This window comes from Gemmatimonadota bacterium (assembly GCA_016719105.1).
Classification (GTDB): domain Bacteria; phylum Gemmatimonadota; class Gemmatimonadetes; order Gemmatimonadales; family Gemmatimonadaceae; genus SCN-70-22.
Genome location: JADKAQ010000016.1, coordinates 68950 through 94990, shown reverse-complemented (window position 1 = coordinate 94990; position 26041 = coordinate 68950). Strand labels below are relative to the sequence as shown.

At 69.3% G+C, this 26041-nt stretch carries 20 protein-coding genes, 1 other RNA gene and 1 pseudogene; 6 read left to right on the top strand and 16 right to left on the bottom strand.

What is annotated here, in order from left to right:
• Positions 1-93: 93 nt before the first annotated feature.
• From dnaX to IPN47_16440, 11 genes are all read right to left on the bottom strand, one after another.
• Positions 94-2028: a DNA polymerase III subunit gamma/tau gene (gene dnaX, locus IPN47_16490; protein ID MBK9409610.1), complete on the bottom strand. Its 1935-nt coding sequence runs from the start codon at positions 2026-2028 to the stop codon at positions 94-96.
• A 210-nt stretch (positions 2029-2238) separates the two neighbouring features.
• Positions 2239-2335: signal recognition particle sRNA small type (gene ffs / locus IPN47_16485), an RNA gene on the bottom strand.
• Positions 2336-2388: 53 nt separating this feature from the next.
• Positions 2389-3462 carry an aminotransferase class I/II-fold pyridoxal phosphate-dependent enzyme gene (locus tag IPN47_16480; GenBank protein MBK9409609.1) on the bottom strand — a complete coding sequence of 358 codons (1074 nt, stop codon included), beginning with the start codon at positions 3460-3462 and terminating at the stop codon, positions 2389-2391.
• A gap of 196 nt (positions 3463-3658) precedes the next feature.
• Positions 3659-4549: a YihY/virulence factor BrkB family protein gene (locus IPN47_16475; GenBank protein MBK9409608.1), complete on the bottom strand. Its 891-nt coding sequence runs from the start codon at positions 4547-4549 to the stop codon at positions 3659-3661.
• Between the two features lie 70 nt (positions 4550-4619).
• The gene (locus tag IPN47_16470; protein ID MBK9409607.1) at positions 4620-5105 is read right to left on the bottom strand and encodes a YtxH domain-containing protein; all 486 of its coding nucleotides are present in this window, start codon (positions 5103-5105) and stop codon (positions 4620-4622) included.
• Between the two features lie 43 nt (positions 5106-5148).
• A complete protein-coding gene (locus tag IPN47_16465) occupies positions 5149-6579 on the bottom strand; it encodes a class II fructose-bisphosphate aldolase (protein MBK9409606.1) in 1431 nt (476 codons plus the stop codon).
• Between the two features lie 99 nt (positions 6580-6678).
• Positions 6679-8064 carry a glucose-6-phosphate isomerase gene (locus IPN47_16460; GenBank protein MBK9409605.1) on the bottom strand — a complete coding sequence of 462 codons (1386 nt, stop codon included), beginning with the start codon at positions 8062-8064 and terminating at the stop codon, positions 6679-6681.
• Between the two features lie 102 nt (positions 8065-8166).
• Positions 8167-8943, bottom strand: a complete 777-nt coding sequence (locus IPN47_16455; protein ID MBK9409604.1) for an MBL fold metallo-hydrolase — start codon at positions 8941-8943, stop codon at positions 8167-8169.
• Between the two features lie 10 nt (positions 8944-8953).
• Entirely contained in the window at positions 8954-10351 is a 1398-nt protein-coding gene (gene pyk / locus IPN47_16450) for a pyruvate kinase (protein ID MBK9409603.1), read from the bottom strand.
• Between the two features lie 114 nt (positions 10352-10465).
• Complete coding sequence (tal, locus tag IPN47_16445; GenBank protein MBK9409602.1) at positions 10466-11605, bottom strand: transaldolase; 1140 nt, start codon at positions 11603-11605, stop codon at positions 10466-10468.
• Between the two features lie 185 nt (positions 11606-11790).
• Positions 11791-12372 (bottom strand): DUF2911 domain-containing protein, encoded by a 582-nt coding sequence (locus IPN47_16440; GenBank protein MBK9409601.1) that lies wholly within the window; start codon positions 12370-12372, stop codon positions 11791-11793.
• Between the two features lie 283 nt (positions 12373-12655).
• Between IPN47_16440 and IPN47_16435 the strand changes: the two genes are divergently transcribed.
• Positions 12656-13360: a DNA alkylation repair protein gene (locus tag IPN47_16435; protein MBK9409600.1), complete on the top strand. Its 705-nt coding sequence runs from the start codon at positions 12656-12658 to the stop codon at positions 13358-13360.
• Positions 13361-13501: 141 nt separating this feature from the next.
• On the top strand, positions 13502-15130 hold the full coding sequence (locus IPN47_16430) for an amidohydrolase (protein ID MBK9409599.1): 1629 nt from the start codon (positions 13502-13504) through the stop codon (positions 15128-15130).
• A 72-nt stretch (positions 15131-15202) separates the two neighbouring features.
• Here IPN47_16430 and IPN47_16425 read toward each other — a convergent pair whose 3' ends face one another.
• Positions 15203-16420 (bottom strand): hypothetical protein, encoded by a 1218-nt coding sequence (locus IPN47_16425; GenBank protein MBK9409598.1) that lies wholly within the window; start codon positions 16418-16420, stop codon positions 15203-15205.
• A 318-nt stretch (positions 16421-16738) separates the two neighbouring features.
• Between IPN47_16425 and IPN47_16420 the strand changes: the two genes are divergently transcribed.
• Complete coding sequence (locus IPN47_16420) at positions 16739-18349, top strand: amidohydrolase (GenBank protein MBK9409597.1); 1611 nt, start codon at positions 16739-16741, stop codon at positions 18347-18349.
• On the opposite strand, the gene IPN47_16415 is transcribed toward IPN47_16420, so the two are convergent.
• Together IPN47_16415 and IPN47_16410 are read right to left on the bottom strand one after the other, a co-directional pair.
• Entirely contained in the window at positions 18330-19244 is a 915-nt protein-coding gene (locus IPN47_16415) for a hypothetical protein (protein MBK9409596.1), read from the bottom strand. The two genes, IPN47_16420 and IPN47_16415, sit on opposite strands and share 20 nt — an antisense overlap.
• Before the next feature lie 116 nt (positions 19245-19360).
• Positions 19361-19894, bottom strand: a pseudogene (locus tag IPN47_16410) (carbonic anhydrase).
• A 247-nt stretch (positions 19895-20141) separates the two neighbouring features.
• On the opposite strand from IPN47_16410, the gene IPN47_16405 reads away from it, so the two are divergent.
• The gene (locus IPN47_16405) at positions 20142-21530 is read left to right on the top strand and encodes a nitronate monooxygenase (GenBank protein ID MBK9409595.1); all 1389 of its coding nucleotides are present in this window, start codon (positions 20142-20144) and stop codon (positions 21528-21530) included.
• A gap of 108 nt (positions 21531-21638) precedes the next feature.
• Here the strand turns inward: IPN47_16405 and IPN47_16400 are convergent, their stop codons facing one another.
• Entirely contained in the window at positions 21639-22295 is a 657-nt protein-coding gene (locus IPN47_16400; protein MBK9409594.1) for an oxidoreductase, read from the bottom strand.
• Between the two features lie 45 nt (positions 22296-22340).
• Here IPN47_16400 and IPN47_16395 point away from each other — a divergent pair, with 45 nt between their 5' ends.
• Complete coding sequence (locus IPN47_16395; GenBank protein MBK9409593.1) at positions 22341-23258, top strand: hypothetical protein; 918 nt, start codon at positions 22341-22343, stop codon at positions 23256-23258.
• Between the two features lie 104 nt (positions 23259-23362).
• Here IPN47_16395 and IPN47_16390 read toward each other — a convergent pair whose 3' ends face one another.
• Complete coding sequence (locus IPN47_16390; protein ID MBK9409592.1) at positions 23363-24811, bottom strand: alpha/beta hydrolase; 1449 nt, start codon at positions 24809-24811, stop codon at positions 23363-23365.
• A 55-nt stretch (positions 24812-24866) separates the two neighbouring features.
• On the opposite strand from IPN47_16390, the gene tyrA reads away from it, so the two are divergent.
• Positions 24867-26030: a bifunctional chorismate mutase/prephenate dehydrogenase gene (tyrA, locus tag IPN47_16385; protein MBK9409591.1), complete on the top strand. Its 1164-nt coding sequence runs from the start codon at positions 24867-24869 to the stop codon at positions 26028-26030.
• Positions 26031-26041 lie beyond the last annotated feature (11 nt).

Below are 26041 nucleotides of genomic sequence, written 5' to 3'. Positions count from 1 at the left end.
GCCTCAGTTTACGCGACCCCACTCGGCGTCGGGGAGTCGGCCTTCCCTTCGCGAGCTCCCGACGGCTCCGTCGGTCGTGAACGCCTGCGTGTGCTAGTTGATCAGGTCCAGATCGAGTTCGTCGATCGCGGCGGCGAGCACCGGGTCACGCTTGCGCAGCGCCACCAGCGTCTCGGACTTGATCGACTCCGCCGTCATGCGACGCGGGCTGTTGTCCTTGGCCGAATCGGGGGGGAGGAGCTGGACGCGCGTGAGCCCGGCGATGTGCTGCGACATGGCGGTGCTCAGCTCCTTGGCCTTGGCGGCCAGGCTCTCGAACGCCCCCATGTCTTCGATCTGGAGCGACACCACCCCCGACGACGTCACCGCGGTCGGAATCGCCTTCTCCACGAGCGTCCCCACGATCGGGCGATCACGGCGAATGGCGACGACGATGTCATCCCAGCGCTCCACCAGATGATTGATGTCGAGCGTGGCCAGCGGCGCGCCGGCCCCCGACGTCGCCGGGACCGGCCGACGGACGGGTTCAACCGGCGAGAGCCGTTCGGCGACCGCGGTGGGTGGCGACATCGTCGCCGTCGCCCCCACCTCGCGTTCCAGCCCCGGGCCGGCCTCCATCCGTGCGCCGTAGCCCCCGGAGTCGCCGCGCGATGGCGGACCACCACGCGGCGGCGGCCCTTCCCCTCGCGGCGGGGGAATGCGCCCTTCCTGCACCCGCGGGGTGTCGACCGGCGTCTCGCGACGCCCCGAGATGTCGGCGCGCGGGGCAGAGTCCCCAGCGACCGGTGGAGCGGCACGGTATCCCCCGCGCGACTCCCCCCGACGGGCGGAACGCGGACGGAGGGCGCGGCGGTCCGCCCCGCCCGCTCCCCCGCCGCCACCACCACCGCCGCCACCACCGCCCACTTCGCGCAGCACCGACTCCAGGTCGAGCGTGCGATCGAGCAGGGCAAACCGCACGAGGAGCGTCTCGAGCAGGAGTTGCTGCTGTCCGCTCCGCCGGAAGCGTGGCTCGAGCTCGGCGACGGCGTTGAGCATGCGAAGGATGTCGCCCGGCGCCAGGCGCTCCTTCCGTGCCTCCAGCGCCTCGCGCGCCGCCGCGCTCACCTCGACCTCCCGGGCGCCTAACGCCAGCGCCAGCTGGGCGCGCAGGATGTCGCCCAGCCCCGCCAGGAACTGCCCCAGGTCGACGCCAAGGTCGACGAGACGCCCCACCAGGCCGAAGACGTCGCCCGCGCGCCGCTCGCCGATCACGTCGAGCAGGGCGATGTACTCGTCCTCGGCCACCAGCCCGAGCGCCTCGCGCACGCGCTGCGCGGTGACGCCGCCATCGCCTAACGCGAGCACCTGGTCGGTGAGCGACAGCGCGTCGCGCATGGAGCCGTCGGCGGCCCGGGCGATCATCCCCAGCGCCTCGGGCTCGAACGCCACCCCTTCCTCGCCCAGCACCGCCCCCACGCGATCGCGAATGTCCCCCGGCCCCATGCGGCGGAAGTCGAAGCGTTGCAGCCGCGAGAGCACCGGGGCGGCCGCCTGCGCGATCTTCTGCGGCTCGGTTGTCGCGAAGACGAAGACGACGCGCGGCGGCGGCTCCTCGAGGATCTTCAGCAGCGCATTCCACGCCTCGCGCGTGAGCATGTGCGCTTCGTCGACGATGTAGACCTTGTAGCGCCCCTCGCCCGACGGGGCGTACATCGCCCGCTCACGCAGGTCGCGCGCGTCATCCACGCCGCGGTTGGACGCCGCGTCGATCTCCACCACGTCGAGCGACGCCCCGCCGCTCCAGATGCGCGTGCAGCTCTGGCACGCCCCGCACGGCTCGCCGTCGTCGCGCTTGTTCTCGCAGTTGAGCGCCATCGCCAGCACACGCGCCAGCGTCGTCTTGCCCACGCCGCGCGGCCCACACAACAGGTAGCCATGCGCCACCCGCCCACGGGCGATAGCCCCCTTGAGCGTGTTGGAGACGTGTGACTGGACGGCGACCGTCGCGAAGTTCCTGGGACGGTACTTCCGGGCGAGAGCGATCAAAGGCGGAAGACGGGAAGACGGGAAGACGGGAAGACGAGAAGACGAGAAGACGCGTGACGGCAGCATCACACGCGTCTTCCTGGAGTGGCGAGGGATGACGCTCAACTCGCCTGTCTCAAATTGGCCCGCATCGCTCGGTGGCGGGAGTGGCGGGCGGCAGGAGTGGGGCAACAAAAAAACGCGCGGGGCTCTGACGAGCGCCCGCGCGAATACTCCAGGTCTGACGAAGCAACGCAAGACATCGCGTACCGCTGCTACCTTCGGGGTCCTCACGGGGTTGGCGCGCTTTCGCCCTTCGGGACCTGGAGCGACGAGAAGTCTAGTGACCGTCTCCCGTCGCGACAACCGCCCGCGGAAAAGCTACTTCCGCGGAACCGCCGGCCACTCGCTCGTATCGCCAAGGGCGCGCCACGCCTCGTCGAGCCCTTCCAGCACCGCCTCGCCCGCCTGCTCCACCTGCTCGCGCGTGACGTCGAGGTGCATCACGGCCCGTACACGCGTCGGCGTCCAGACGCCGACCTTCACCCCATGCTCCGCCACGCGGCGTACCACGTCGTGCGCCGAGAGCCCCGGGGTCAGGTCGATCATCACGATGTTGCTGTCCGGCGGGACCACGGTCGCCGCGATGGCCCGGTCGACGATGAACGAGAACTCGGTGGCGTGCTCGTGGTCGACGTGCAGCCGGTCGCGATTGTGCTCGAGCCCGTAGAGCGCGCCGGCCGCCAGGATCCCGCTCTGGCGCATCACGCCGCCCAGGCGCTTGCGATGCTCGTTGGCCCGCTCGATGACCTCCTCGGATCCGACGAGCGCGGCACCGGCCGGCGCGCCCAGCCCCTTGGAGAAGGAGACCATCACGGTATCGGCAAAGCGTGCGAACTCGTGCAACGGCGTCCCCGACGCGGCCGAGGCGTTCCACAGGCGGGCGCCGTCGAGATGTACGGCACAGCCGTGGTTGCGCGCCACGTCGTGCATGGCGCGAATCCCGGCCAGCGGCGTCACCAGTCCACCGGCGCCGTTGTGCGTGTTCTCGAGGCAGACCAGCGACGCGCGCGGCGCACTCGACGACGGGGCACGAAAGGCACGCTCCAGCGACTGCGCGTCCATCATCGGTCCTTCGCCCTGCACGGTGCGCAGCTGAACGCCGGCGATCGCCGCCGCCCCGACCATCTCCCAGTCGTTGATGTGCGATCCGTAGTCGGCGTAGATCTCCGTCCCGCGTTCCGACAGCGTCCAGATGGCGCACTGGTTGGCCATCGTCCCCGAGGGGAAGAAGATCGCCCGCTCCTTGCCGAGCAGCTGGGCCACCGCCTCCTCGAGGCGACGCGTGGTCGGGTCGCCATCGAGGAAGTCGTCGCCGACTTCGGCCTCGGCGATGGCGCGGCGCATCTCAGGCGACGGCTTGGTGACGGTATCGGAGCGGATGTCTATCGTCATGTCGAAGGCGCGAGTGTGATGGGCGTTACGCAAGGTACCTCAGAAGACCCGAAGACGAGAAGACGAGAAGACGGGAAGACGGGAACGGGAAGACGAGTGACCGCTCACGAAGGGGTGCGTCGCCGAGTGCCGCGCCGAGGGGTCCCCCCCCCCCCCCCGCCTCCCCCCCCCCCGTCTTCCCGTCTTCCGAGTCGCGTCACCCCTCCAACGTCTCTCGCTGCAGCCTCCGCACGCGCCGCAGCTCATGCGCCTGCGACACTTCCCCGCCGATGATGAACAGCAACGCCGCGTAGTACACCCAGAACACCAGCGAGACGATCACGTAGAGCGTCCCCGTGTACAGCGACCCGGGGTCGAACGAGCGGGTGACGACGACCCACAGGTTACGCGCAATCTCCAGCAGGATCCCGGACGAGATCGCCCCGACCAGCGCCTGCTGCCACCGGATGCGACGGTTGGGCAGGTATTTGTAGAGGGCGAAGAAGGTCGCCACCATCAGCGCGAGAGCGATGAGTCGACCGACGTAGTACTCCACCTGCCCCATGACGTCCTCGCGCAGGCCGACCTCCACCAGGAGGGAGAAGCCGCGCGACGAGGCCAAGGCGAGGTAGGTGCTGAGCGCGAAGTACACGACGAGCAGGACGCTCGCGTACACCGTGATCTGCACGTCGAACCACTTGCCCGAGATGATGCCGCGCGCGCTCTCGATGTCGAAGATCTCGGCCAGAACGGTGCGCAGCGATCCGAAGAGACGCGTGGAGAACCAGACGAAGGTCATGGCCCCCCAGATCCCGATCGCGCCGCGCGACGCGATGACGTCGGTGAGGATGCGGGTGAGCGCCTCCTCGGTGGCCGCCGTGTGCGGCGGGATGAAGCGATTGATGAGCGCCCGCACCTCGACCACCGAGGCGTCGGGGGTGAGGCTCAGGGCGTAGACCAGCCCAGTGATGACGAGGAGAACGAACGGGAGGGCGGCGAGGAGGATGTTGAACGCGATCCCCCCGGCGAGGAAGAAGATGTCGTCCTCGCTGCTGTTCACCCAGACGCGCCGCACATAGTCGCGGAAGGCGTCCCAGATACGCCCCACGACGACCGCGGGCGACGCGTGGAGCGTCGCCCGGGGCGGCGCGCGGAGCGTCGACGGGGGCGCGGGTGACTCAGTCGGCAGTGGCGTCGGGCTCCTGGGCTGCGCCGTCACGCGACGTGCGCTGCGCGTCGGCAAGGCGCCGTTCCAGTTCGTGTCGCGCGTCGCGCGCCGCGGCCCGTCCCTCCTCCACCGCCCGCGACAGTTCCCGGCGCTTGTCACGAATGGCCCGACGCGTCTCGCCCACCTTGTCGTCGAGGCGCTCGCGCGCCCCGTCGATGAGGTCGCGTCCACGCTCGCGCGTGTCATCGACCAGCGTCGACGCCCGATCGCGCAGGTCGTCGGCGCGATCGCGGAGGTCACGCCCGTAGTCGCCCGCCAGGCGGCGGGCGCGCTTGGCCTTGCGACGGATGAGCTGCCGTGTCTCCTCGCCACTCGCCGGGGCGAAGAGGAGCGCCAGCCCGGCGCCGATCGCGATCCCCGCCAGCAGCGCGGTCATCGTCGAACCGGATCGGCGCTCGATGATCACCCGATCATCGTCGAAGTCGGTGCGTGCCATGGTACCCTCCTGGGCTCTCGCCCGGCGTGGGACTCGTGCGCGATCAGTCGCTGAGCGACGCGTCGTCCGGCGCGGCTTCCACCACGATGTGCCCGGGGGTTCCCGGCATCGGGCGGTGGATCGCCAGCGGCTTGACGGTCTGCTTGACCGCCGCCTTGGTGCCGCCGATCCCGAGCTGCGTGAACAGGAAGGCGAACTTCGCGTCGTACGCTGCGGCCAGTTTGGCCTTGGTGTCGGCGTCCAGCGCCCACAGTTCCTTCTTGAATGGCCCGATCGCCTTCTTGCGGCTCTTGTAGTAGAACTGCTCGTCGGAGTCGGTCGGCTTGCGCTCCTCGGCGGCGTTGGTGCGCAGCCAGCCGTAGATCTCCTCCCGCAGCGTGGCCGGGATGTGATCGTACAGCATGTTCTGGAAGTTGGTCGCGAGGTGGATCTCTCCCGTCTCGGTGCGCGGGAAGTGATGGAAGGCCTCGTCAGGCAGCGTCGAGGCGCCATGCTGCACCGCGCCACACATCCCGTACTCGTCGCGCGCAACCTTGGAGAGATCCTCGAGCGTCTTGAGGTCGAGGCTCACCGCGGCGATGGAGCCGTCGGGGAGGACGATCCCACCGTGCGACGTCCCGGACTGCACCGAGATCTTGGAGAGCCCGGCCGCCCCCGGCGCGACCTGCGCCAGCGTCTTGTTGTAGCCGTCCATGAAGGCCCGCAGTTCGGACACGGTCGAGTTCTCCGTGCCCACCTCGCCGATCTCGCCCCCGATGGAGATGGTGACCCCCTTGGGCTCCTGCGCACGGATGTACGCAGTGATCGCCGCGCACTCCTCGAAGTTCTTGCGCTGCTGCTCCTCGAGCGTGGCGTGCGACAGGTCGACCAACGTCGAGGTGTCGACGTCGATGTTGTAGAAGCCGGCGGCGATCGCCTCGTCGGCGAGCTTCTTGACGTTGTTCACCTCGGCCACCGGATCGGCCGCATACTTCTTGTGGTTGACCTGGAAGTGGTCGCCCTGGATGAACAGCGGACCGCGGAACCCCTCGCGCAACGCCGCGCCGATCAGCACCGCCACGTACTCCGCCGGACGCTGCTCGGTGTAGGCAATCTCGGAGCGCGCGATTTCGAGGAGGAAGGCGCCGCCATCGATCTGCTTGGCCACGCGGAAGATCGAGCGCGCCGTGTCGTACGTGGCGCCGCGGATGTTCATCGCCGGGACGGTGAAGCCCCCCTTCACCTCGCCACGTCCACGCGCCGCGTACAGCTCGTGGATCGAGGCGGGGCGTACGCCCACGGCCTGCCCGATCTCCCAGAGGAGCCAGCGCGCGTAGTCGCGCGCATCGGCTTCGCCGAAAACCGCGTCGCGCACGAGGCCGTCCAGCTTGTCGGAGGCCAGCACCGACGCATCGTGCACGGCGACGGTGGAATCGACGCGCGTGACGGCATCGCCGAGAGCGCTGTGAGCGATGGTTGAGGCGGGTGCGGACATGGGAAGTACGTGAAAGGGAGGGACAGCCTGCGGCTCGGACAAGATACCGTGTTCACCCCCGTCGTGCATCGCGCAGGACGGGACATCACGCCGGGGATTTCACCCGATCACACGCGCGGGATTGGGGCGCGGCAGCTGCTCGAACTCCCCACGCGCCGCCTCGAAGCCGGGGCGCCCCATCATCCCGTACGTGAAGCGCTTCCCGAGCTCGACCCCGGGCTGATCGAAGGCGTTGACGCCGTACAACGCCCCCGCGTACGCGGTCGCGATCTCGAAGAACATCATCAGCGACCCGAGGTGCCACGCGTCGACCTGCCCCAGCGTGATGGTCATGCTCGGCCGCCCGCGGGTGGCCAGTGCCCCCGCCGTGGCTCGCCGCTCGATGTTGAGCAACTCCCACAGCGAGTGCCCCCCCAGGTAGGCCAGGTCGGGAACGTCGGCGTGCGCGCCGGGAATCGTCACGTCGCGCTCGGGGCGCTCCACCGCCAGGAAGGTCACCGTCTTGTCGATCGGCCCCTCCATGAAGAGTTGCACCTGCGAGTGCTGGTCGGTCGCGCCGAGCGCCGGGACCGGCGTGGGCCCCACGTGATCGTTGGTGGCGCGCACCTTCCCCAGGCTCTCGGCCCACAGCTGGACGAACCACGCCGCCATGTCGCGCAGCGGATCGGAGTACGGCATGAGCACGTGCACCCGCTTCCCGCCGTTGGTGTCGGCCAGCCACTGCAAGGTGGCGAAGACCCCCGCGGGGTTGGTCGCGAGGTCGGGCGACTGGCAGCGCTCGACCATGTCGCCGGCGCCGGCGAGCAGCGCCTCGATGTCGATGCCGATCAGGGCCGCAGGAAGGGTCCCCACGGGCGAGAGGACGCTGAAGCGCCCGCCGATGTTGGCCGGGATGTCGAGCGCCGGGAGCCGCTCGGCCGTGGCGATGGGACGCAGCGCCCCCTTCTGCGGGTCGGTGACGAAGACCAGGTGGCGCGCCAGCGGGAGCCCCGCCTCCTCGAGCCGCGCGCGCACCACGAGGTACTGCGCCATCGTCTCGGCTGTCCCGCCGGACTTGGAGACGACGAGGAAGAGCGTCGAGGCGAGCGGAACCCGTTCGAGGACGGCGGCGATCGTCGTGGGATCGACGTTGTCGAGCACGTGCAGGCGCGGGAGTCCGTCACGCGCGGTGTCGTCGAGCCCGTTCCACTGCGGTGGACGCAGGGCGTTGCGCAGGGCGATGGGGCCCAGCGCCGACCCGCCGATCCCCAGGAGGACGACGTCGCGATAGGCGCCGCGCACACCGGCGACGAACTCCAGCACCTGCGACGCCAACTCGCGGTTGCGGGGGAGGTCGAAGAAGCCGAGCTCACCCGAGGCGCGCCGCGCCGCGACCGAGGCATGGGCGGCGGCCAGGGCCGCCTGCGCCGCGAGCAGGTCGCCAGGCGCAACGCCCCCGGAGACGGCATCGGAGAGCATGAAGGTGTAGTCGAGCGAGAGGGGCATGGGTCGCCTCGGGTTCGCAGAGTGATCGCGCGAATGCGCAGGTCGGGTGGTACTCGTCAGGCAACGCGCACGGGAGTGCCGCTCCCCACGATGGCGCCGGGGTCAGATCTCGACGACCAGTCCATCGTAGGCGGGTTGCACGCCGGCGGGAAGCTCGGCCTCCAGCTCGGCGTGCGACGTCTCGTGCGTGAGGTGGATCAGGTACGTGCGCTCGGCGCCGATCTCGGCCGCCACCGCCACCGCCTCACCGATGCTCAGGTGCGTGGGATGCTCGCGCCGGAACAGGGCGTTGAGCACCAGCACCCGTACGCCGCGCAGCCGGGCGATCGCCTCGGGAGGGACGGTCTTGGCGTCGGTGACGAAGCCGAGCGGCCCCACGCGAAAGGCCAGCACCCGCATGCGCCCGTGGGGGACGGCGATCGCTTCGATGCTGGCGTCGCCCACCTGGACGACGTCGCCGTCAGAGATGGGGCGCCCCTCCCCTTCGGGCTTGGAGGTCCCGGGGAGCGGGCGCATGTCGGCATCGAAGATGTAGGGAAAGCGCGTCGCCAGTCGCTGCAGCACCGCCGGCTCCGCGTACATCGGGAGCGGATGATGCTGCCGCACGGTGATCGCCCGCACGTCGTCGATGCCGTGGATATGGTCGGCGTGATCGTGGGTGAAGAAGACCGCGTCGACGCTCCCGATCCCCGCCTGCACCAGCTGCAACCGGAGTTCGGGCGGGGTGTCGATGAGGAGTCGCGTGCCGCCGTCGCTCTCGATCACCGCCCCGATCCGGGTGCGGCGGTCGCGCGGGTCTGCCGAATGACAGACCGCGCAGCCGCAACCGATGATGGGGATGCCGAAGCTCGTGCCGGTGCCGAGAAAGGTCAGCTTCACGTCGAACGCGTCACACGGTTTCGATCTTGAGCAGGTTCGTCGTGCCGGGGACGTCGAACGGCACGCCGGCGGTGACGATGACCTTGTCGCCTTCGCGGGCCATCCCCAGCCGCAACAGCGCCTCGCGCGCGCTCTGCAGCATCTTCTCGTAGGTGTCGGCCGGCGGCACCAGGAGCGGGACCACCCCCCACACCAGCGCGAGCTGGTTGTACGTCTTGGTCACGTCGGTGAGCGCGAGGATCGGGACCCCGGGGCGATGCGACGACACCATGCGCGCGCTGAAGCCGCTCTTGGTGAAGACGATGACGAGCGGCGTCCCCAGCATGCGGGCCGCCGTCACGACGGCGGCGGCGATGGTCTCCTCGGTGGTCGACGTCCCCACCGCAAAGCGTCGGTCCTCACGCTTGGGCGTGTGGTGATGCTGCTCGATCTCGGCGATGATGCGCTGCATCGCCTGCACGGCGAGTTTGGGGTACGCCCCCGACGCCGTCTCGGCCGAGAGCATCACCGCATCGGTGCCATCGAGGATCGCGTTGGCCACGTCGCTCGCTTCGGCGCGTGTGGGGCGCGGGTTCTGGATCATCGACTCGAGCATCTGCGTCGCCGTGATCACCGGGCGACCGAGCTGCCCGGCCAAGCGAATGATCCGCTTCTGCACCAGCGGCACTTCCTCGAAGGGGAGTTCGACCCCAAGGTCACCGCGCGCGACCATCACCGCATCGGCCGAGCGGAGAATCTCCTCGATGTACGTGAGGGCGGTGTCCTTCTCGATCTTCGCCACGATCAGCATGCCACGCGGGATCATCGAGCGGAGCTGCGCGATGTCGGCGGCGCGGCGCACGAAGCTCAGGGCGATGTAGTCGAGCCCCTGGGCCGCGGCAAACTCCACATCGGCCTTGTCCTTTTCCGTGATGGACGGCGCCGAGACCGCGACGCCGGGGAGGTTCAGCCCCTTGTGTCGCTTGATCGTCCCGCCGTACACGACGCGCGCCTTGACCCTCGGCTTCTCGACCTCGAGCACGAGCAGTTCGATGAGACCGTCGTCGACGAGGATGCGATCCCCCGCCTTCACGTCGTCGGCGATGTGGTCATACGTGACCGGGAGGTCATCTCCCGTGGCCAGCTCTTCGTAACAGAGGACGATGTCCTGTCCCTCCACGACCGTGACCGGCGCCGCCAGCTCGCCCATGCGGATGCGCGGCCCCTGCAGGTCGCCGAGGATGGCGACGGGGCGATCGCGCTCGTTGGACATCTGCCGTACGAGCGCGATGGTCCGGGCGTGCTGCTCGTGGGTGCCGTGCGAGAAGTTGATCCGGGCGACATTGAGCCCGGCGTCCATCAGGGCGCCAATCGTCTCGGCCGTCGAGGTGGCCGGACCGAGGGTGCAGACGACCTTGGTGCGCGAGATGCGGATGTTGGAGGACAAGATCGATCGGGAACGAGGGGGAGTGAGGCGGAGCCGGTGTAAACGTTACCTATGGAATAAGCTCGACCCACTCCCTTCCTCGCAAGGCACCCCGCGTCAGCTCTGGACGAGCGACTTCCCGAGCGCGGTCGCCTTGCGCTCGAGGCCCGCGATGAGCGTGTCGAACGACTTCTGGAACGACGCCAGTCCGTCGGCGAGGAGCTTGTCCGTGACGTCCTGCATGGAGATACCAGCCTGCTCGAGATCGTGGAAGAGTTGCTCGCACGCCGTCCACTCGGTGTCCACCGTCCGGGCCGTCTCCCCGTGATCGCGGAAGGCGTCGACCGTGGCCGGGGGCATGGTGTTGACCGTGTGCGGCCCGATCAGCGTCTCCACGTAGAGCACGTCCCGGTAGGCCGGGTTCTTCGCGCTCGTGCTCGCCCACAACGGACGCTGCACGCGCGCCCCCGCTGCCGCCAGCTTCTCCCAGCGTTCGCCCGAGAACAACTGTGTAAAGAGTCGGTACGCGAGCTTGGCGTTGGCCACGGCCGCGCGACCGCGCAGCGCGAGGATCCCATCGCGCACCCCTTCGCCGGCGCTCGCCGCGATCGCGTCGAGGCGCTTGTCGATCTCCGAGTCCACGCGACTCACGAAGAACGACGCCACCGACGCCAGCCGGTCGATCGGCTTGCCCGCCGCCAGGCGATCCTCGAGCCCACCCAGATACGCCTCGATCACACGGGCGTGCGCATCGATCGAGAACAGGAGCGTGACGTTCACGTTGATGCCGTCGGCGATCAGGCGGCGTACCGCGATGGCCCCCTCCGTCGTCCCCGGGACCTTCACCATCACGTTCGGGCGATCGACCGTCGCCCAGAGACGCTGCCCCTCCGCGACCGTGGCGGCGGCGTCGTCGGCCACCCCGGGGGAGACCTCGATCGACACGTAGCCGTCGATCCCGTTCGTCTCGCGATACACGTCGGCGAAGATGTCACACGCCGCCCGGACGTCGTCCGTCTCGATGAGCTCGAACAGCTGCCACGGCGTGTGCTCCCCCGTCACCGCCCCGATCTGCTCGTCGTACTCCTTCCCCTCGGCCAGCGCCTTCTCGAAGATCGTCGGATTCGACGTCATGCCCATGAGGGCGTCGTCCTTGATGAGGCGGGCGAGTGCTCCGTTGTGCAGCATCGCGCGATCGATGTAGTCGAGCCACACCGACTGGCCGGCGTCGTAGAGATGCTGGAGACGATTGGGCATTTGGGACGCAGACGGGAGACGGGAGACGGGAATCAAGAAATCGAACAGCGGGCAATCTTGGAGGTCTCCCGTCGGTCCCGTGCGACGCCCGGCGCCCCCAGAGTCTGGGAAAACCCCTGAAAAGCAGAGCGCCCGGCCAACAGGTGGCCGGGCGTTCGTGCATAGTACAGTGTCGACGATCAGCCCTACTTCGCCGACCACTCCACCGAATGTCCGAGCGTCCCCCAGGCGAATCGAAGCTCACCCTTGGCGCCGGCGTTCGACGGGATGAGCTGGATGACGAGTGCCTCGACGTGACTGGCGAGCGTGCTCTCCTTGAGCGGAATGCGCACGAGGTCCTGCGTCTGGTCGTACTCGGTCCCCCACTCGCCCGTCTTCTTGTTCACGATGAGCTTCCACGCCCCCTTCGTCGTCTCGGCGAAGAGCGTATACGAGCCCTTCGGGACGGTCGCGCCACCGATCACGAGATCGACGTCGGTCGTGAAGGAGGTCGCTTCGTTGGCGCCGAGGCGCCAGACCTTGCCGAGGTCATCGGCGAGGGCGCCGGCGACGGCGCGGCCACGCGCCACCGGGACGCCGTAGTCGATCACGAGCTTGAGCGCCTTGGGCGCGGGCTGCCCCTGCACACGCGGCGCGGAGAGGGTGACGACCGTGGTGGCACGACCGCTCGCACCGGCCTTCAGGTTCGACTGCGCGGCCAGCGGGGCGGTCGCGACGAGGGAGAACGCGAGAACGGGCGCGAGGGTACGGAGACGGGACGTGAGCATGCGGGTGTGTTGTCGAGTGTTAGGATTCCGGGGGGAGCGCGGTGCAATCTCACCGCCTCGCGCAGTACCGCGCAAGAAACCGGGGGGCGTCGGCGTCGGCCGCGTGCATCCCCGGGCGTCCCCTTTCGTCGATCGAGCGTGACCAGTGTACACCACTCGAGGCGGTAACGGTTCCCACCGGGGTTCGCCGGCCGAGCGCGCCACAGCGCCTTCGGCGAGTTCCGCCGTCACGGCAGACGCGGCCGCGGCGATCGCCGCCGACGCCCGCGCGCGACTCGAGGCGATGGCCGATCCCGCGGTGAAGGCGGGAGGGGAACGGTACTTCAAGGGGGTCATCCCGTTCATCGGCGTCAAGGCGCCGCGCGTGCGCGACGTCGCGCGGGCGCTGTACACCGACCACGGCACGCTCCCCACCGACACGCTCGTCGACGCCGCACTCGCGCTGCTGCGTGCGCCGCACATGGAGGAGAAGCAGCTGGCGGTCCTCCTGCTCGAGCGTATCAAGCGCCGGTGGCCGTCGTCGCTGCTGGCGCGACTCGAGTCGGTCTTCGACGAGGCGGTCGACGACTGGGCCACCTGCGACGGGATCGCCGGGCGCGTCTTGCACCCGCTGATGGCGCGCGATGTCACATGCATCGCGCGCGTGGCCGCCTGGAGTCGAGCGGCGAACCCATGGCGGCAACGCGCCGCCGCCGTGGCCTTCGTCAAGAGCGCCCGACACGGGGCGCACACCGACGTCGTGCTCACGATCTGCGCGCGCCTCGTGCAGCGCCCCGACCGTTTCGTGCAGCTGGGGATGGGGTGGGTGTTGCGCGAGCTCTCGCTCGCCGACCGTGCGGCCACACTCGCCTTCTTGCGGGAACACCTCGCGCAGGTGCGTCGCGAGGCGCTGCGCTACGCGATCGAGAAGATGCCGGCGCGGGAGCAGGCGGCGATCCTGGCCGAGCACGCGGGCGCGAGCGTCCCACGCGGGCGTCCGCGACGCTGAGCCGTCGGCGACGCGAAGGCGCGTCGCGCTTGCCCCGGCGTCGCTCGCTGCGCAACGTTGCCGCGCGAGCACGGAGTGGCGTGGCCAACGCGCCGCCGCCCTCCCGCCGTGTGACGAATCCCGACTCCCCTGGAGCTCCGCATGAACCGTGTTTCCCGCCGAGTGCGCGCGATGGTGACGGCCCTCGCCGTGACGGCCGCCCTCCCCTTCCCCGTCATCGCCCAGTCAGCGAAAGGGGCGGCGAAGGCCGACCCACGCCTCGAGAAGCTCAAGGTCGAAGCGCTGGCCAAGGTCGACGCGCGCGCCACGATGATCCAGCAGATCATCGACCAGGTCTTCTCGTTCGGCGAACTCGGGATGCAGGAGTTCGAGACGTCGAAGTACCTCACCGGGCTGCTCGAGCAGAACGGCTTCACGCTCGAACGCGGCACGGCGGGGATGCCGACGGCGTGGCTCGCCAAGTGGGGGTCGGGAAAGCCGGTGATCTCGTTAGGCTCGGACATCGACGGGATCCCGCAGGCCAACCAGAAGCCGGCCTTTGCCTATCGCGACCCCATCGTCGCCATGGCCCCCGGGCACGGCGAGGGACACAACTCCGGCCAGGCAGTGAACATCGCCGCGGCCCTGGTGGTGAAGGAGATCATGGAGCGCGAGAAGATCCCCGGGACGCTCATCCTGTGGCCCGGCGTGGCCGAGGAGCAGCTGGCGGGGAAGGCGCACTTCGTCCGGGCCGGCGTGTTCAAGGACGTCGACGTCACGCTCTTCACGCACGTGGGCGACGAGCTCAGCGTGGGTTGGGGGCGCTCGGGGTCGCAGGCGATGGTCTCGGTGCTGTTCAAGTTCCGTGGACAGACGGCGCACTCCGCTGGGGCCCCGTGGCGCGGCAAGTCGGCGCTCGATGCGGTGATGCTCATGGCGCAAGGGTGGGAATTCAAGCGCGAGCACCTCGAGACGCAGCAGCGCTCGCACTACATCATTCGCGACGGCGGCGACCAGCCGAACGTGGTCCCGCAGACGGCGTCGATCTGGTTCTTTCTCCGCGAGCGGGACCACGAGCGCGTGATGCGCAACTTCGACGCCGCGAAGCGCGTGGCGCAGGGCGCAGCGATGATGACCGACACGAAGCTCGATACGGTGCAGATCATCGGCTCAGCGTGGGACATCCACTTCAACAAGGCCGTCGCCGAGGCCGCGCACGCCAACATCAAGCGCGTCGGGCTGCCGCGGTGGGACGACAACGACCAGTTGCTGGCCAAGTCGCTGCAGAAGGAGATGGGGGCCCCCGACAGCGGCCTGGCGACGAAGGTTTCCGACCTCGCGGCCCCGCCGCCCGACAACGTGGTGTGGGGCGGCTCCGATGACATCGGCGACGTGTCGTGGAACGTCCCCACGATCACCCTCTCGTATCCGTCCAACATCCCGGGGACGCCGGGGCACAACTGGGCCGACGCCATTGCGATGGCCACGCCGATCGCGCACAAGGGGGCGGTGGCCGGGGCCAAGGTGCAGGCGCTGACGATGCTCGACCTGCTGCTCACCCCCAAGGTCGTGGCGGACGCGTGGGACTACTTCCGCACGGTCCAGACCAAGGAGAAGAAGTACCAGTCGTTCCTCGGCCCTAACGACGGACCGCCGACCTTCCTCAACGAGGAGATCATGGCCAAGTGGCGGCCGCTGATGAAGCCGTTCTACTTCGACCAGACGAAGTACAAGACGTACCTGGAGCAGTTGGGGTACAAGTACCCGACGTTGAAGCCGGCGGTGCAGTAGAGCCGAAGACGGGAAGACGGGAAGACGGGAAGACGAGATGATTCAACGACTCGGCGTCCCGTCTTCCGATTCTCACCGGCGCAGGCGATACACGACGACGCGCTCGACGTCGTCATCGTCGCGCTGGACGCCGGCGACGTAGTCGGTTCCGGCGTCCAGCAGGGCGAAGCGGGCCGGCAGCTGCACGTCGGCGAGCCAGCGCCCATCGCGCCCGAGGACGCTCCAGCGCTGCGGCGCCGCCCCCGTGGGGTGCAGGACGGCCGTCATGATCGCCGCGCGATAGTCGAAGGGGGCGACCCAAAGCTCACCCGCCCCCGTCCCCACCAGGCGGCCATACGCCGGCGCAATTGGCGCGTACTGGGTCAGGCGGAGCATCTCCTTCACCTGGTCCTGCTGCGCCGACGACAGCGACCGCACCGCGCGCAGCGTCTCGCTTTCGTAGAAGCGCCTGGCCTCCGCCGGGAGTGGCGCGCGGACCACGTCGCGCACGGTGCGCGACACCAGGCGCCCGCGACGATCATAGCACTTCACCTCCCAACTGATCGGGTATCCGCCGCAAGCGCGATCGCCCGCGACGGCGAGATACGACTGCGGCCCGAACTGCACGGGGAGCGGTGGCCCCCCGCCGGTGCGCACCACCTCGACCCCGGGAAGCGTGTCGATGACGCGTTGGTCGCGCCCGTCCGGCGAGACGAGCCCGACGGTCATCAGCGCGAGGATGCGCGAACGCGTCATGTCCGGCGGCTCTGGATAGCCGAACGCGAGCAACGTCCAGTCGGCGAAGTAGCCTCCCTGAAAGCTCAGCGCCCCGACGCGAAACGCAGGGCGCGCGACCGACCGCGCGAGCGAACCGTCAGGGGCAAAGACCTGCAGCCGCCCCGAACGATCGACCGCCCCCACCGTATCGGCCACGCGCACCAGCTTGAAGAGCCCGTCGAATTCGCCGGGGCCGCGCCCCTTCCGCCCCAAGGTGCGCACGAAGCCCCCTGCCTTGTCGAAGACGCGCAGTTCGTTCGCGCCCGCGTCTCCGACCACCACGCGCCCGTCACGCAGTCGCAGCACCCCCGCGACATTGGAGAACGATGCGCCCCCCTCGCCCTCGCCCCCACCGACGGCGAACATCGGCGACGAGTCGACGCGCCACTCGGCAGCGGGGCGATCGCGCGCGTCGTACCGAACGAGCCGGACGCCCGAGGAGTCGCGCACCTGCTGCGCAGCGCTTGTCCCCGCCCCCCACGCGATGAGCGCGACGAGCGTCGGCGCCCCCATGCTCCGCAGTCGCATCTGCATACTCCGTCGAGACGGTCCCACGCCGGCGGTGGGCGCACGAATTCTCGTTGGCGACCGCGTCCGGCGAGCCCACCACGCGATTGTTCCGTTTCACGGAGCCCACGACAAGTAGGATGACGCTCGTCAGGGATTACGAATCGATGAAATCGTCGAACTTTCCGTGATTCGTCGCCGAGCTCCCCTTCCCCAACGCCACACCGGAACGCCACGTATCCGTTTCGTCCCTGTCTTGCCTCCGGGGTCCACCGCCGACAACCTCTTGCACGCACGACCGTCCTCGCCTTGTCGTTCTCTCGTCTTCCCGTCTTCCCGTCCTCCATGACGCTCCGTCACATCCTCACCGCCCTCGCCCTGGCCACCGTCGCCGGCGCCCCGCCCGTCGCTGCCCAGAAGGCCCCCAAGCCCGACCCGCGCCTCGAGAAGCTCAAGCTCGAAGCGATCGCCAAGATCGACGAGCGCGCGAAGCTGGTGCAGGAAATCATCGACCAGGTCTACTCCTTCGGCGAACTCGGCATGCAGGAATTCGAGACCTCGAAGTACCTGACCGGGCTACTCGAGCAGAACGGCTTCAAGGTCGAGCGCGGCGTCGCGGGGATGCCGACCGCCTTCGTCGCCACGTGGGGATCGGGGAAGCCGGTCATCGCGTTAGGCTCGGACATCGACGGGATCCCGCAGTCCAACCAGAAGCCGGCCTTCGGCTTCTTCGAGCCGCTCGTCGCGGGGGCCCCGGGGCATGGGGAAGGACACAACTCCGGCCAGGCGGTGAACATCGCCGCGGCGCTCGTGGTGAAGGAGATCATGGAGCGCGAGAAGATCGTCGGGACGCTCAAGATCTGGCCGGGGGTCGCCGAGGAGCAGGTGGCGGGGAAGGCGCACCTGGTGCGGGCCGGTGTCTTCAAGGACGTGGACGTCGCCCTCTTCACCCACGTCGGCAACAACCTCGGCGTCTCGTGGGGGCAGTCGGGGTCCAACGCGATCGTCACCGCGCTGTTCAAGTTCAAGGGGCAGACGGCCCACTCGGCCGGCGCCCCGTGGCGCGGCAAGTCGGCGCTCGACGCGGTGATGCTCATGGGCCAGGGGTGGGAGTTCAAGCGTGAGCACCTGGAGCCCGCGCAGCGCTCGCACTACGTCATCAAGGACGGCGGCGACCAGCCGAACGTCGTCCCGCAGACGGCGTCCATCTGGTTCTACATCCGCGAGCGCGACTACGATCGCGTCCAGGCCAACTTCGCCGCCGCCAAGCGCATCGCCGAAGGGGCGGCGATGATGACCGACACGAAGCTCGACACGGTCATGATCCTCGGCTCGGCGTGGAGCGGGCACTTCAACAAGGCGATCGCGCAGGCGACGCAGGCCAACATCGAGCGCATCGGGAATCCCAAGTGGGACGAGAACGACATCGCCCTCGCCAAGGGGATCCAGAAGGAGCTCGGGTCGCGTCAGGCGGGGCTGGAGACCAAGGTCGACACGCTGGGCGGCCCGGTCGACCTCGCGCGTTCGTTAGGCGGCGGCTCCGACGACATCGGCGACGTCTCGTGGAACGTCCCGACGGTCACCCTGCGCTACCCGTCCAACATCCCCGGACTCCCCGGCCACAACTGGGCCAACGGGATCTCGATGGCGACGCCGATTGCCCACAAGGGCGGCGTGGCCGGCGCCAAGGTGCAGGCGGCGACGCTCCTGGACATCCTCCTGCAGCCCAAGCTCGTCGCCGACGCCTGGGACTACTTCACCAACGTCCAGACCAAGACGACCAAGTACAAGTCGTTCCTGGGCCCTAACGACGGCCCGCCGACCTGGCTCAACGAGGACATCATGGCGAAGTACCGCCCGCTGATGAAGCCGTTCTACTACGACGCCAAGAAGTACCCGACCTACCTCGAGCAGCTCGGGATCAAGTACCCGACGGTCAAGCCGGTCGCACAGTAGCCGAACGCGCTGGGGAGGACATCTTGGAAGCCGGCTTCGCGCCCTTCTTCGGGGCCGGCTTCGCGCCCTTCTTCGCGGCCGGCTTCGCGCCCTTCTTCGGGGTCGGCTTCGCGACCTTCTTCGAGGTCGGCCTCGCGACCATTTCGACCGGACTCGCCGTCGGAGGGGGAGCGGAGCGCCCCATCGACATCGCGCGAGCACGCGGCCGTGGCGGCGCCGGCGGAATCGAACGGCCGGTGCCCAGGCTGGCGGCAGCGCCAGTGGACCGCGGGGTCGCGCCCACCTGGCAGGCGGTGAGCAGCGTCTCGTACTTCACGGCGATCGCGGCGATCTCCTTGGCGCAATCGACCCCGTTGATGATCCGGCGCGCGTTCTCGTAGTCGGCGCCGGCCGCCGAGATGTACTGCGACAGCCTTTTCCCGGTGAACCACCCCTCGCGCATCCCCTGCGCGGCGACGCGATAGGAGATGGCGGGTTCGAACAGGTAGTCGGGGCGCTCCAGGAGCATGGTCGGGGTGATCGTGACGGCCTGCCCCCCGATGGGGAACGCTTCCCCTGCCAACTTCTCCGAGGCCTTCTTGTAGTTGTAGTCCCACGTGAGCTGGACGTAGCCCCGACCATAGTAACCGCTCGGCCAGTAGCGCTGTTGGCGGGCGTACAACTTTGGATTGCGCGACTCGCTGGCGCGGAGTTCCTTCACAGGAGCGAAGGTGCGCCCCGTTTCCCAGTGAATGGTCGCGAGGACGTACGCGATCTCGCCGAGCAACGTGAACCCCGCGTCGCGTTCGAGAGAATCGAGGAGGAAGGTGAGTGCCTGCTGTCGTGCCGGCGTGAGGGTGACGCCGCTTCGGGCACTGAATTCGGCAAGGAAACGCCGGCGGTCGAACGCGAACATGCTACCTCCTGTTGGCGTGGTCCAACCTGCCGACTGTCCGTCGTTTACGTGAGAGGGCGCCAACGAAAGTCTTCCTGCGCTCCCGCGCCGCTTCCCTCCCCCTTTCCTCGCGATCCCTACCCGTCAGCGACCTGCGTCAGCCGGTCCGAATCGACCCTATAGAGGAGTGCCGCCGCGCGAACGGCGGGAAATAGTGTCCGAAGGCGCGCTGCCTCGTCGACCACGAAGGTGACGGCGTCGCCGATATGGTGGCGATGGGCGTCGTCGTCGAGGTGTTCCGCCGCACTTTCCGGTGTCCACCCCGCGCGCTGAACCAACCCCTCGATGAACGGCTCGCGCTTGGACAGCACGTGCGACATTCCGCGGTCGGTATGGGCCAGCAAGGCGAGGGTATCGACGCCTCCTGCGGCGATGGCGTACGCGACCTCGAACTCGCTGTCCCGGAGGTTCCCTCCGGCCGAACGCAGGACGTAGGCGAACTCGTTAGGAATCACGAACTCCTTGCGGTGATCCATGCACATGGCTACAAGGAGGTGGGCATGACCGGTCGAGGGCGGCAGCGGCTCGGCGAGGTTGTGGCAGCGTAGCAGCGACTCGATGGGCGTGCCCCGCTAGGACTGAAGGATGTCGTCCGGCGAGTCGACAGGCACGAGATGATGCGTCGTGGGACGAGCGACGGGGTAGTACGTGCGGCGGGTTGTTGGGGGGGGCAGTATGCGGCGGCGTGGAGGAAAGCGCCATTTGGACTTGCAGTCACATCGCCCGTGGCCCCAGCCTTTTGCGGTGGGGGGGTCACCACAGGGCTGTCAGGGAATACAAATTGTGAGTCAGTTTCTCCGACTTTAACCTGCCTCAATGTCTGAACGCACTCGACTTCCGCAGATCATCCAGGGGGGGATGGGCATCGCCGTCTCCAACTGGCGACTGGCGCGCGCCGTTGCCTCAGCCGGACAGCTTGGCGTCGTCTCCGGCACGGCAATCGACAGCGTCCTCGTCAGGCGCCTTCAGGATGGCGACCAGTGCGGCAGCGTGAGGCGCGCGATGTCGCGCTTCCCGCTCGAAGACGTGACCGCATACGTGATGCGTCGCTTCTTCAAGCCCGACGGCCGCGGCGTCGGCGAGGAGTATCGCCTCCTGCCGATGTACAAGCAGACGATGAGCCCCCTGCGCCAGCAGATCACGATGCTGGCGGCATTCGTGGAGGTCTCGCTCGCCAAGGAGGGGCACGACGGCATGGTGGGGATCAACCTCCTCACCAAGGTCCAGATGCCGAATCTCCCGACGCTGTACGGGGCGATGCTGGCCGGGGTCAACGTCGTCCTGATGGGAGCGGGCATTCCGCGCGACATCCCGGGGGCGCTCGACGCGATGGCGCAGCACGAGACCGCCACGATCAAGTTCGACGTCGAGGGGATGCCGTCGGGGCAGACGGCGCAGCTCACCTTCGATCCGCGCGCGCATAACGCGACGGCGGGTGCTGCACTCGACCGTCCGCTCTTCTTCCCCATCGTCTCGGCGGCGTCGCTGGCGCAGAACCTGGTGCGCAAGTCGAACGGGCGCGTCGACGGCTTCGTCGTCGAGGGTCCGACGGCCGGCGGACACAACGCGCCGCCGCGTGGCCCGTTGAAGCTGACGGAGGGTGGTGAACCGGTGTACGGCGAGCGCGATGTCGTCGACCTGGCCGCCATGCGCGAAATCGGACTCCCCTTCTGGCTCGCCGGCGGCTCGGGCTCGCCCGATGGTCTCGACGAGGCGCTCGCCGCGGGTGCGGCGGGGATCCAGGTCGGGACGCTCTTTGCCTACAGCGAGGAAGGCGGCTTCTCCCCGGAGATCAAGCGCGCGGTGATCGCCGCCGCGGTCGAGGAGCGGCTGACGGTGCGCACCGACGTGCGCGCATCGCCCACCGGCTTCCCCTTCAAGCTGGCGATGGTCGATGGGCTCCCCGTGCTGCACACGCCGCGCAATCGCGTCTGCGACTTGGGCTACCTTCGCTCGGCGCACCACGAGGAAGGCGGGCGCATCACCTACCGCTGCGCAGCCGAACCGATCGACACCTTCATCGCCAAGGGCGGCCTCCAGCCGGATACCGACGGACGCCAGTGCCTGTGCAACGCCCTGATGGCCGGGATCGGCATGGGGCAGCAGCGCGACGATTACGTCGAACCGCCGCTGGTCACGAGTGGTGACGACGTGGTGAACATCACCCGCTTCCTCCAGGGGCGCGACACCTACAGCGCCGCCGACGTGCTGGCGTACCTCACCCGCTCGGCACTGGTCACTGCCTGACGAGTCACGCGACAAAACCTCGCGCCCGCCGCCCCGATGCCGGGGACGGCGGGCGCGATGGTTTTCAGGGGGCTCGGCGTCGCTCGCGGCACGCCGCGAGACCTTCGCTCAGCGCGCGAACCGCCGCAGCTCCACGTTCTCGAGCACATGCTCACCCACCCGCTCGTCCGCAGCGGCCTGCACCAGCGCGCGCGCGACCTGACGCACGTGCACCGGCTTCCATCGCCCCGGCACGAGGAAGGCGAGCTTCGCGCCGAGGATCTCCCCGGGGCGCACCTCGGAACGATCGCCCTCGAGCAGGGACGGGCGCGCGATGGTGAGCGAGGGAAAGGCGAGCGCGCGCACCGCCTGCTCCAGTTCACCCTTCACGCGATTGTAGAAGACGCGCGACTGCGCATCGGCGCCAAGGGCGCTCACGAGGAGGAAGTGCCGCGCCCCTGTCCCGCGCGCCAACGTCGCGACCTCCAGCGGATAGTCGTGGTCCACGCGCCGGAAGGCCGCCTGCGACCCCGCCTTCTTGATCGTGGTCCCAAGGGCGCAGAAGACCTGGTCGACGGCAAAGGACTCGGGATCGCGGGCCAGCGACTCGAAGTCGGTGACGACCTCGCGCAGTCGCGGGTGCCGATACTGGGCCGGCAGCGGCTGGCGGACGAGGGCAACGACCTCACGCACGCCGGGGTCGGCGGCGAGGAGGGCGTTGATCTCGCGACCGACGAGTCCCGTGGCCCCGACAAGGAGGACGCGACGTTGGGCGGTAGGGGGCATGCGGCAATATGGCGGAGCGTCGCGACGTGAGCGAGAATCGTGTCGATGCCCGATTCCTACACCGCCTCCTTCGAACCGACGTGGCGTGCCATCATCGTGGCGCGGCGCCCGCTCCACTACGTGGACGGTGCCGACGCGCACGCCGATCGCCCGGCGCACGTGCGCGCCGGCTCGAGTCTCGCCTGGCTCGGTCCGTTCCTCGCCCTGGTGCAGGACGACGCGAACTTCGTCGCCCTCATCGACCCGCGTGACGCCTCCACGCGCGCGATCGCCCTCCCCCGCGGCTCGGGCGGCATGCGGCAGTTTGACGACACGCGCGGCAACAAGGCGCACAAGCTCGACCTCGAGGCGTGCGTCGTGCTGACCGACGGCGAGCGGGAGACCTTCGTGGCCTTCGGATCGGGGTCCGGGGGAAGGCGCGAGCAGCTCGTGGTGCTGGACGATGCGCTGAGCGCGGCGCCCGGCATCCGATTGCTCGACGCGGGGGTCCTGTACCGCGCGCTTCGCGCGGAGCCGGACTTTGCCGGGAGCGACATGAACATCGAGGGGGCGATGGTGCACGGCGAGACGCTCCGCTTGTTCGGGCGCGGCAACGGGGCCGCACGCGACGGCGAGGTGGCCCGCAACGCGACCTGCGAGCTGGACGCACCGGCCTTCCTCGCCTGGCTTCGTGCGCCGGACGGCGCGCCGCCACGCCCGAGGCGCATCGTGCAGTACGAGCTCGGGAGGCTGGACGGCATCGCGTTAGGCTTCACTGACGCGGCGTCGCGTGATGCCAGCGCGCTGTACACCGCCACGGCCGAGGATTCGCCCGATGCCACGCGCGACGGGGTGGTGACCGGGTCGGTGATCGGGTTGCTACCGTTAGGCGGCGGGGCGCCGCGGCACGCACGCCTCACGGCGGAGGGTGGAGCCCCCTTTCGCCGAGAAGGTCGAGGGGGTGGCGCTCCACCGCAGCGATGAGGCGCGCGCCTACCTCGTGATCGACAGCGACGATCCCGCTCGGCCGTCGGAGCTGTGTGAGGTGGAACTCGTGGGCTTCTGGGCGCCCTGAACACCCGCAGCACCTACGGGAGCGGGAGGCGCCACATCACCTTGCCGTCGTCTCGGGGGAGCGAGACCAGCGCGCGCCGGGCTGCAGGGAGCCGCAGCACCAGGAGGGCGTGCAGGTCGTTCCGAAACGGCTCCGAAAGAAAGGGATTGTGTCCGATGGCATCGGTGGCGTCGTAGGGGACCTCGATCGTCTCGACACCGCGCGCGAGCGTGGCGAACCGCCCGCCGAGTCCCAGGCGCCGTTCGCGATTGCCCCCCCATGACGACCAGAGGGCGAAGTCAGCGCTGGCGGCGTACACCGTCACGTGCTCGGCGCGGGCCCGCAACGAGGGGAGCATGCGTTCGAGGAAGTCGTCGGCTGCCAGGTCCGGTGACACGAGGGTGACCTCACCAAGGGCGAGCGACTGCCGGGTGCTGTCGAGCTGGCGCAGCGCGCTGGCGAGAACCTCGCTCCCCATGCTGTGGGCCAGCACCGAGAGACGGCGACCGGGGGCGGCGAGTTGCAGCTCGCGGAGGAAGCGGGCGAGGTGCGCCCCCGACGCGCGCGCGTCGCCCTGGTCGGCGCGGTAGCTCGCCAGCGAACCGTCGGAAGGCCAGGTGTAGAGGACGACGGCGCCAGGATACTGCAGCTCGACCGCCAGGCGCGCCGCTCGTTCGGCGGCCCCGCCGAACGGCGTGTTGTAGCCATGCACGAACAGCAGGAGATCCCCCGCGGGCCCCTGCGACAGCGCCTCGCCGAGGCGCGTCGAGAGTGTGAGCGAGTCGACCGCCTCGATTGCGCGGAAGGAGAGGCGCGTCGCATCGTCTGTGGCGAAGTTGCCGCGCACCGAGCGCACGAAGGGTGAGCGTTCTCCCGCCCCGGCGGCGCGCCCTTCCCTGGCGGGGACGTTCACGGTGAGGACTCCTCGCACCAGCGAATCGCGCGCGGCGCCGCCGTATGACGTCGCCGGAGCCCGCGGGCTCACCGCCCCGGCCCGGTTGGTGGCGTACGGCAGCGTGACCACGAGCGGGATGGAGTCGGCCGCAGTCCAACGATCGACAACCGTAAAGCGCCGGGACGCGGCGGCGGTGGTCGCGCGCCCACCGCGATCGGTGCAGGTGGCCAGGACGAGGTAGCTGCCGGGCTCGGGCATCAGGCGCAACACGGCGCCGTCGGCGAGCACGCGACCGTCGTCCGTGGTCCAGCGCACGCTGGAGAGTGCGCCGTCTTCGCGATCGTGGCACGAGGCGCTGAGCGCGAGCGTGGTGCCGTACGTGACCTCGCCCGTGGGTGCGTTGCCGCTGACGGCGAGTACTGGCGGAAAGTTGACGCTGGCCCCCTCCGCCGGGGCCGGCGCGAGCACCGGCGCGAGGGGCGCGGCCGGCGGCGCCGGCCGTCCGCAGGCGGCGAGCCCCGAGGCGAGGACGAGCGAGAGCGCGGCGAGTCGGCCATACGGGGGGCGCATGGGGCGAAAGCTAGCCACGTCGTCCGGTGCCATGGCATGCGGTACATTCCGGATGCACCCCCGACGCCCGATCATGACGACCCCTCCGACGCCGCCCACGGAACCTGGCACGCACCCGCGTCCGCTCCCGCTCCTGCGCGCGATGATCGACGCCCTCGATCGCGATCTGCTGCAGATCGTGGCGCGCCGCATGGCGCTGGTGGCGGAGGTCGCCGCCTCCAAGCGGGAGAGTGGCCTCAAGATTCGCGACCCCAAGCGCGAGCGCGATGTGCTCGAGGATCGCGCGCAGCTGGCCGACGCACTCGGGCTCCCGCGCGGTGAGATCGAGTCGATCTTCCGACTCCTCCTGCGCGCGAGTCGCGATCACCAAGCGGCGCTGCGTGCCGAGATTCCTGCGGACGAGGTGGCGCGCACAGTGGCGATCATCGGCGGGAAGGGGAAGATCGGTGGGTTGTTGGCGCGCCTCTTCGCCGACTTGGGGCACCGCGTCCTGCTGGTCGACACCGACACCGAATTGCGCGCCGCCGAAGCGGCCGCCGCCGCCGACGTGACCGTCATCAGCGTCCCGATCGAGGTGACCGAACAGGTGATCCATGCGGTGGGACCGCACGTGCGCGACGACGCGCTCTTGATGGACGTGACGAGCGTGAAGGAGGGGCCTGTGGCGGCGATGCTGGCCGCGACGCGCGCGAGCGTGCTGGGGACGCATCCGATGTTCGGGCCGAGCGTGCACACGCTGCAGGGGCAGCGCGTCGTCCTGTGCCGCGCGCGCGGCGATGCGTGGGCCGACTGGGTCGCGCATACGTTCGTGGCGCGCGGCCTGGTGATCACCGAGACCACGCCAGTGCAGCACGACCGCGTGATGTCGGTGGTGCAGGTGCTCAACCACTTCCAGACGCAGGTGCTCGGCCTGACGCTCGCGCGCCTGGGGATCCCGCTCGAGGAATCGCTCAGCTTCACCTCGCCGGCGTACCTCCTCGAGTTGTACGTGGCGGCGCGTCACTTCGCGCAGTCGCCGGCGCTGTACGGTCCCATCGAGATGCGCAACCCGCGCAGCGCCGAGGTGACGGGCGCGTTTGCCGCAACCGCGCGTGAGGTCGGCGACATCATTGCATCTGGCGACCAGGCGGCGTTCGCGGCGATGTTCGACGAGGTGCGCGCCTTCTTCGGCGACTTCACCGGCGAGGCGCTGGAGCAATCGAGCTACCTGATCGATCGCATCGTGGAGCGGGCGTAGGGGGCGCGACG

Bases quoted from the DNA above. Each gene is read 5' to 3' on its own strand.
- IPN47_16460 (MBK9409605.1), bottom strand. From the start codon at position 8,064: ATGCCCCTCTCGCTCGACTACACCTTCATGCTCTCCGATGCCGTCTCC.
- IPN47_16470 (MBK9409607.1), bottom strand. From the start codon at position 5,105: ATGGCACGCACCGACTTCGACGATGATCGGGTGATCATCGAGCGCCGA.
- IPN47_16465 (MBK9409606.1), bottom strand. From the start codon at position 6,579: ATGTCCGCACCCGCCTCAACCATCGCTCACAGCGCTCTCGGCGATGCC.
- IPN47_16430 (MBK9409599.1), top strand. From the start codon at position 13,502: ATGAACCGTGTTTCCCGCCGAGTGCGCGCGATGGTGACGGCCCTCGCC.
- IPN47_16415 (MBK9409596.1), bottom strand. From the start codon at position 19,244: ATGTTCGCGTTCGACCGCCGGCGTTTCCTTGCCGAATTCAGTGCCCGA.
- tyrA (MBK9409591.1), top strand. From the start codon at position 24,867: ATGACGACCCCTCCGACGCCGCCCACGGAACCTGGCACGCACCCGCGT.
- IPN47_16440 (MBK9409601.1), bottom strand. From the start codon at position 12,372: ATGCTCACGTCCCGTCTCCGTACCCTCGCGCCCGTTCTCGCGTTCTCC.
- IPN47_16425 (MBK9409598.1), bottom strand. From the start codon at position 16,420: ATGCAGATGCGACTGCGGAGCATGGGGGCGCCGACGCTCGTCGCGCTC.
- tal (MBK9409602.1), bottom strand. From the start codon at position 11,605: ATGCCCAATCGTCTCCAGCATCTCTACGACGCCGGCCAGTCGGTGTGG.
- IPN47_16420 (MBK9409597.1), top strand. From the start codon at position 16,739: ATGACGCTCCGTCACATCCTCACCGCCCTCGCCCTGGCCACCGTCGCC.
- IPN47_16405 (MBK9409595.1), top strand. From the start codon at position 20,142: ATGGGCATCGCCGTCTCCAACTGGCGACTGGCGCGCGCCGTTGCCTCA.
- IPN47_16480 (MBK9409609.1), bottom strand. From the start codon at position 3,462: ATGACGATAGACATCCGCTCCGATACCGTCACCAAGCCGTCGCCTGAG.
- IPN47_16435 (MBK9409600.1), top strand. From the start codon at position 12,656: ATGGCCGATCCCGCGGTGAAGGCGGGAGGGGAACGGTACTTCAAGGGG.
- IPN47_16400 (MBK9409594.1), bottom strand. From the start codon at position 22,295: ATGCCCCCTACCGCCCAACGTCGCGTCCTCCTTGTCGGGGCCACGGGA.
- IPN47_16395 (MBK9409593.1), top strand. From the start codon at position 22,341: ATGCCCGATTCCTACACCGCCTCCTTCGAACCGACGTGGCGTGCCATC.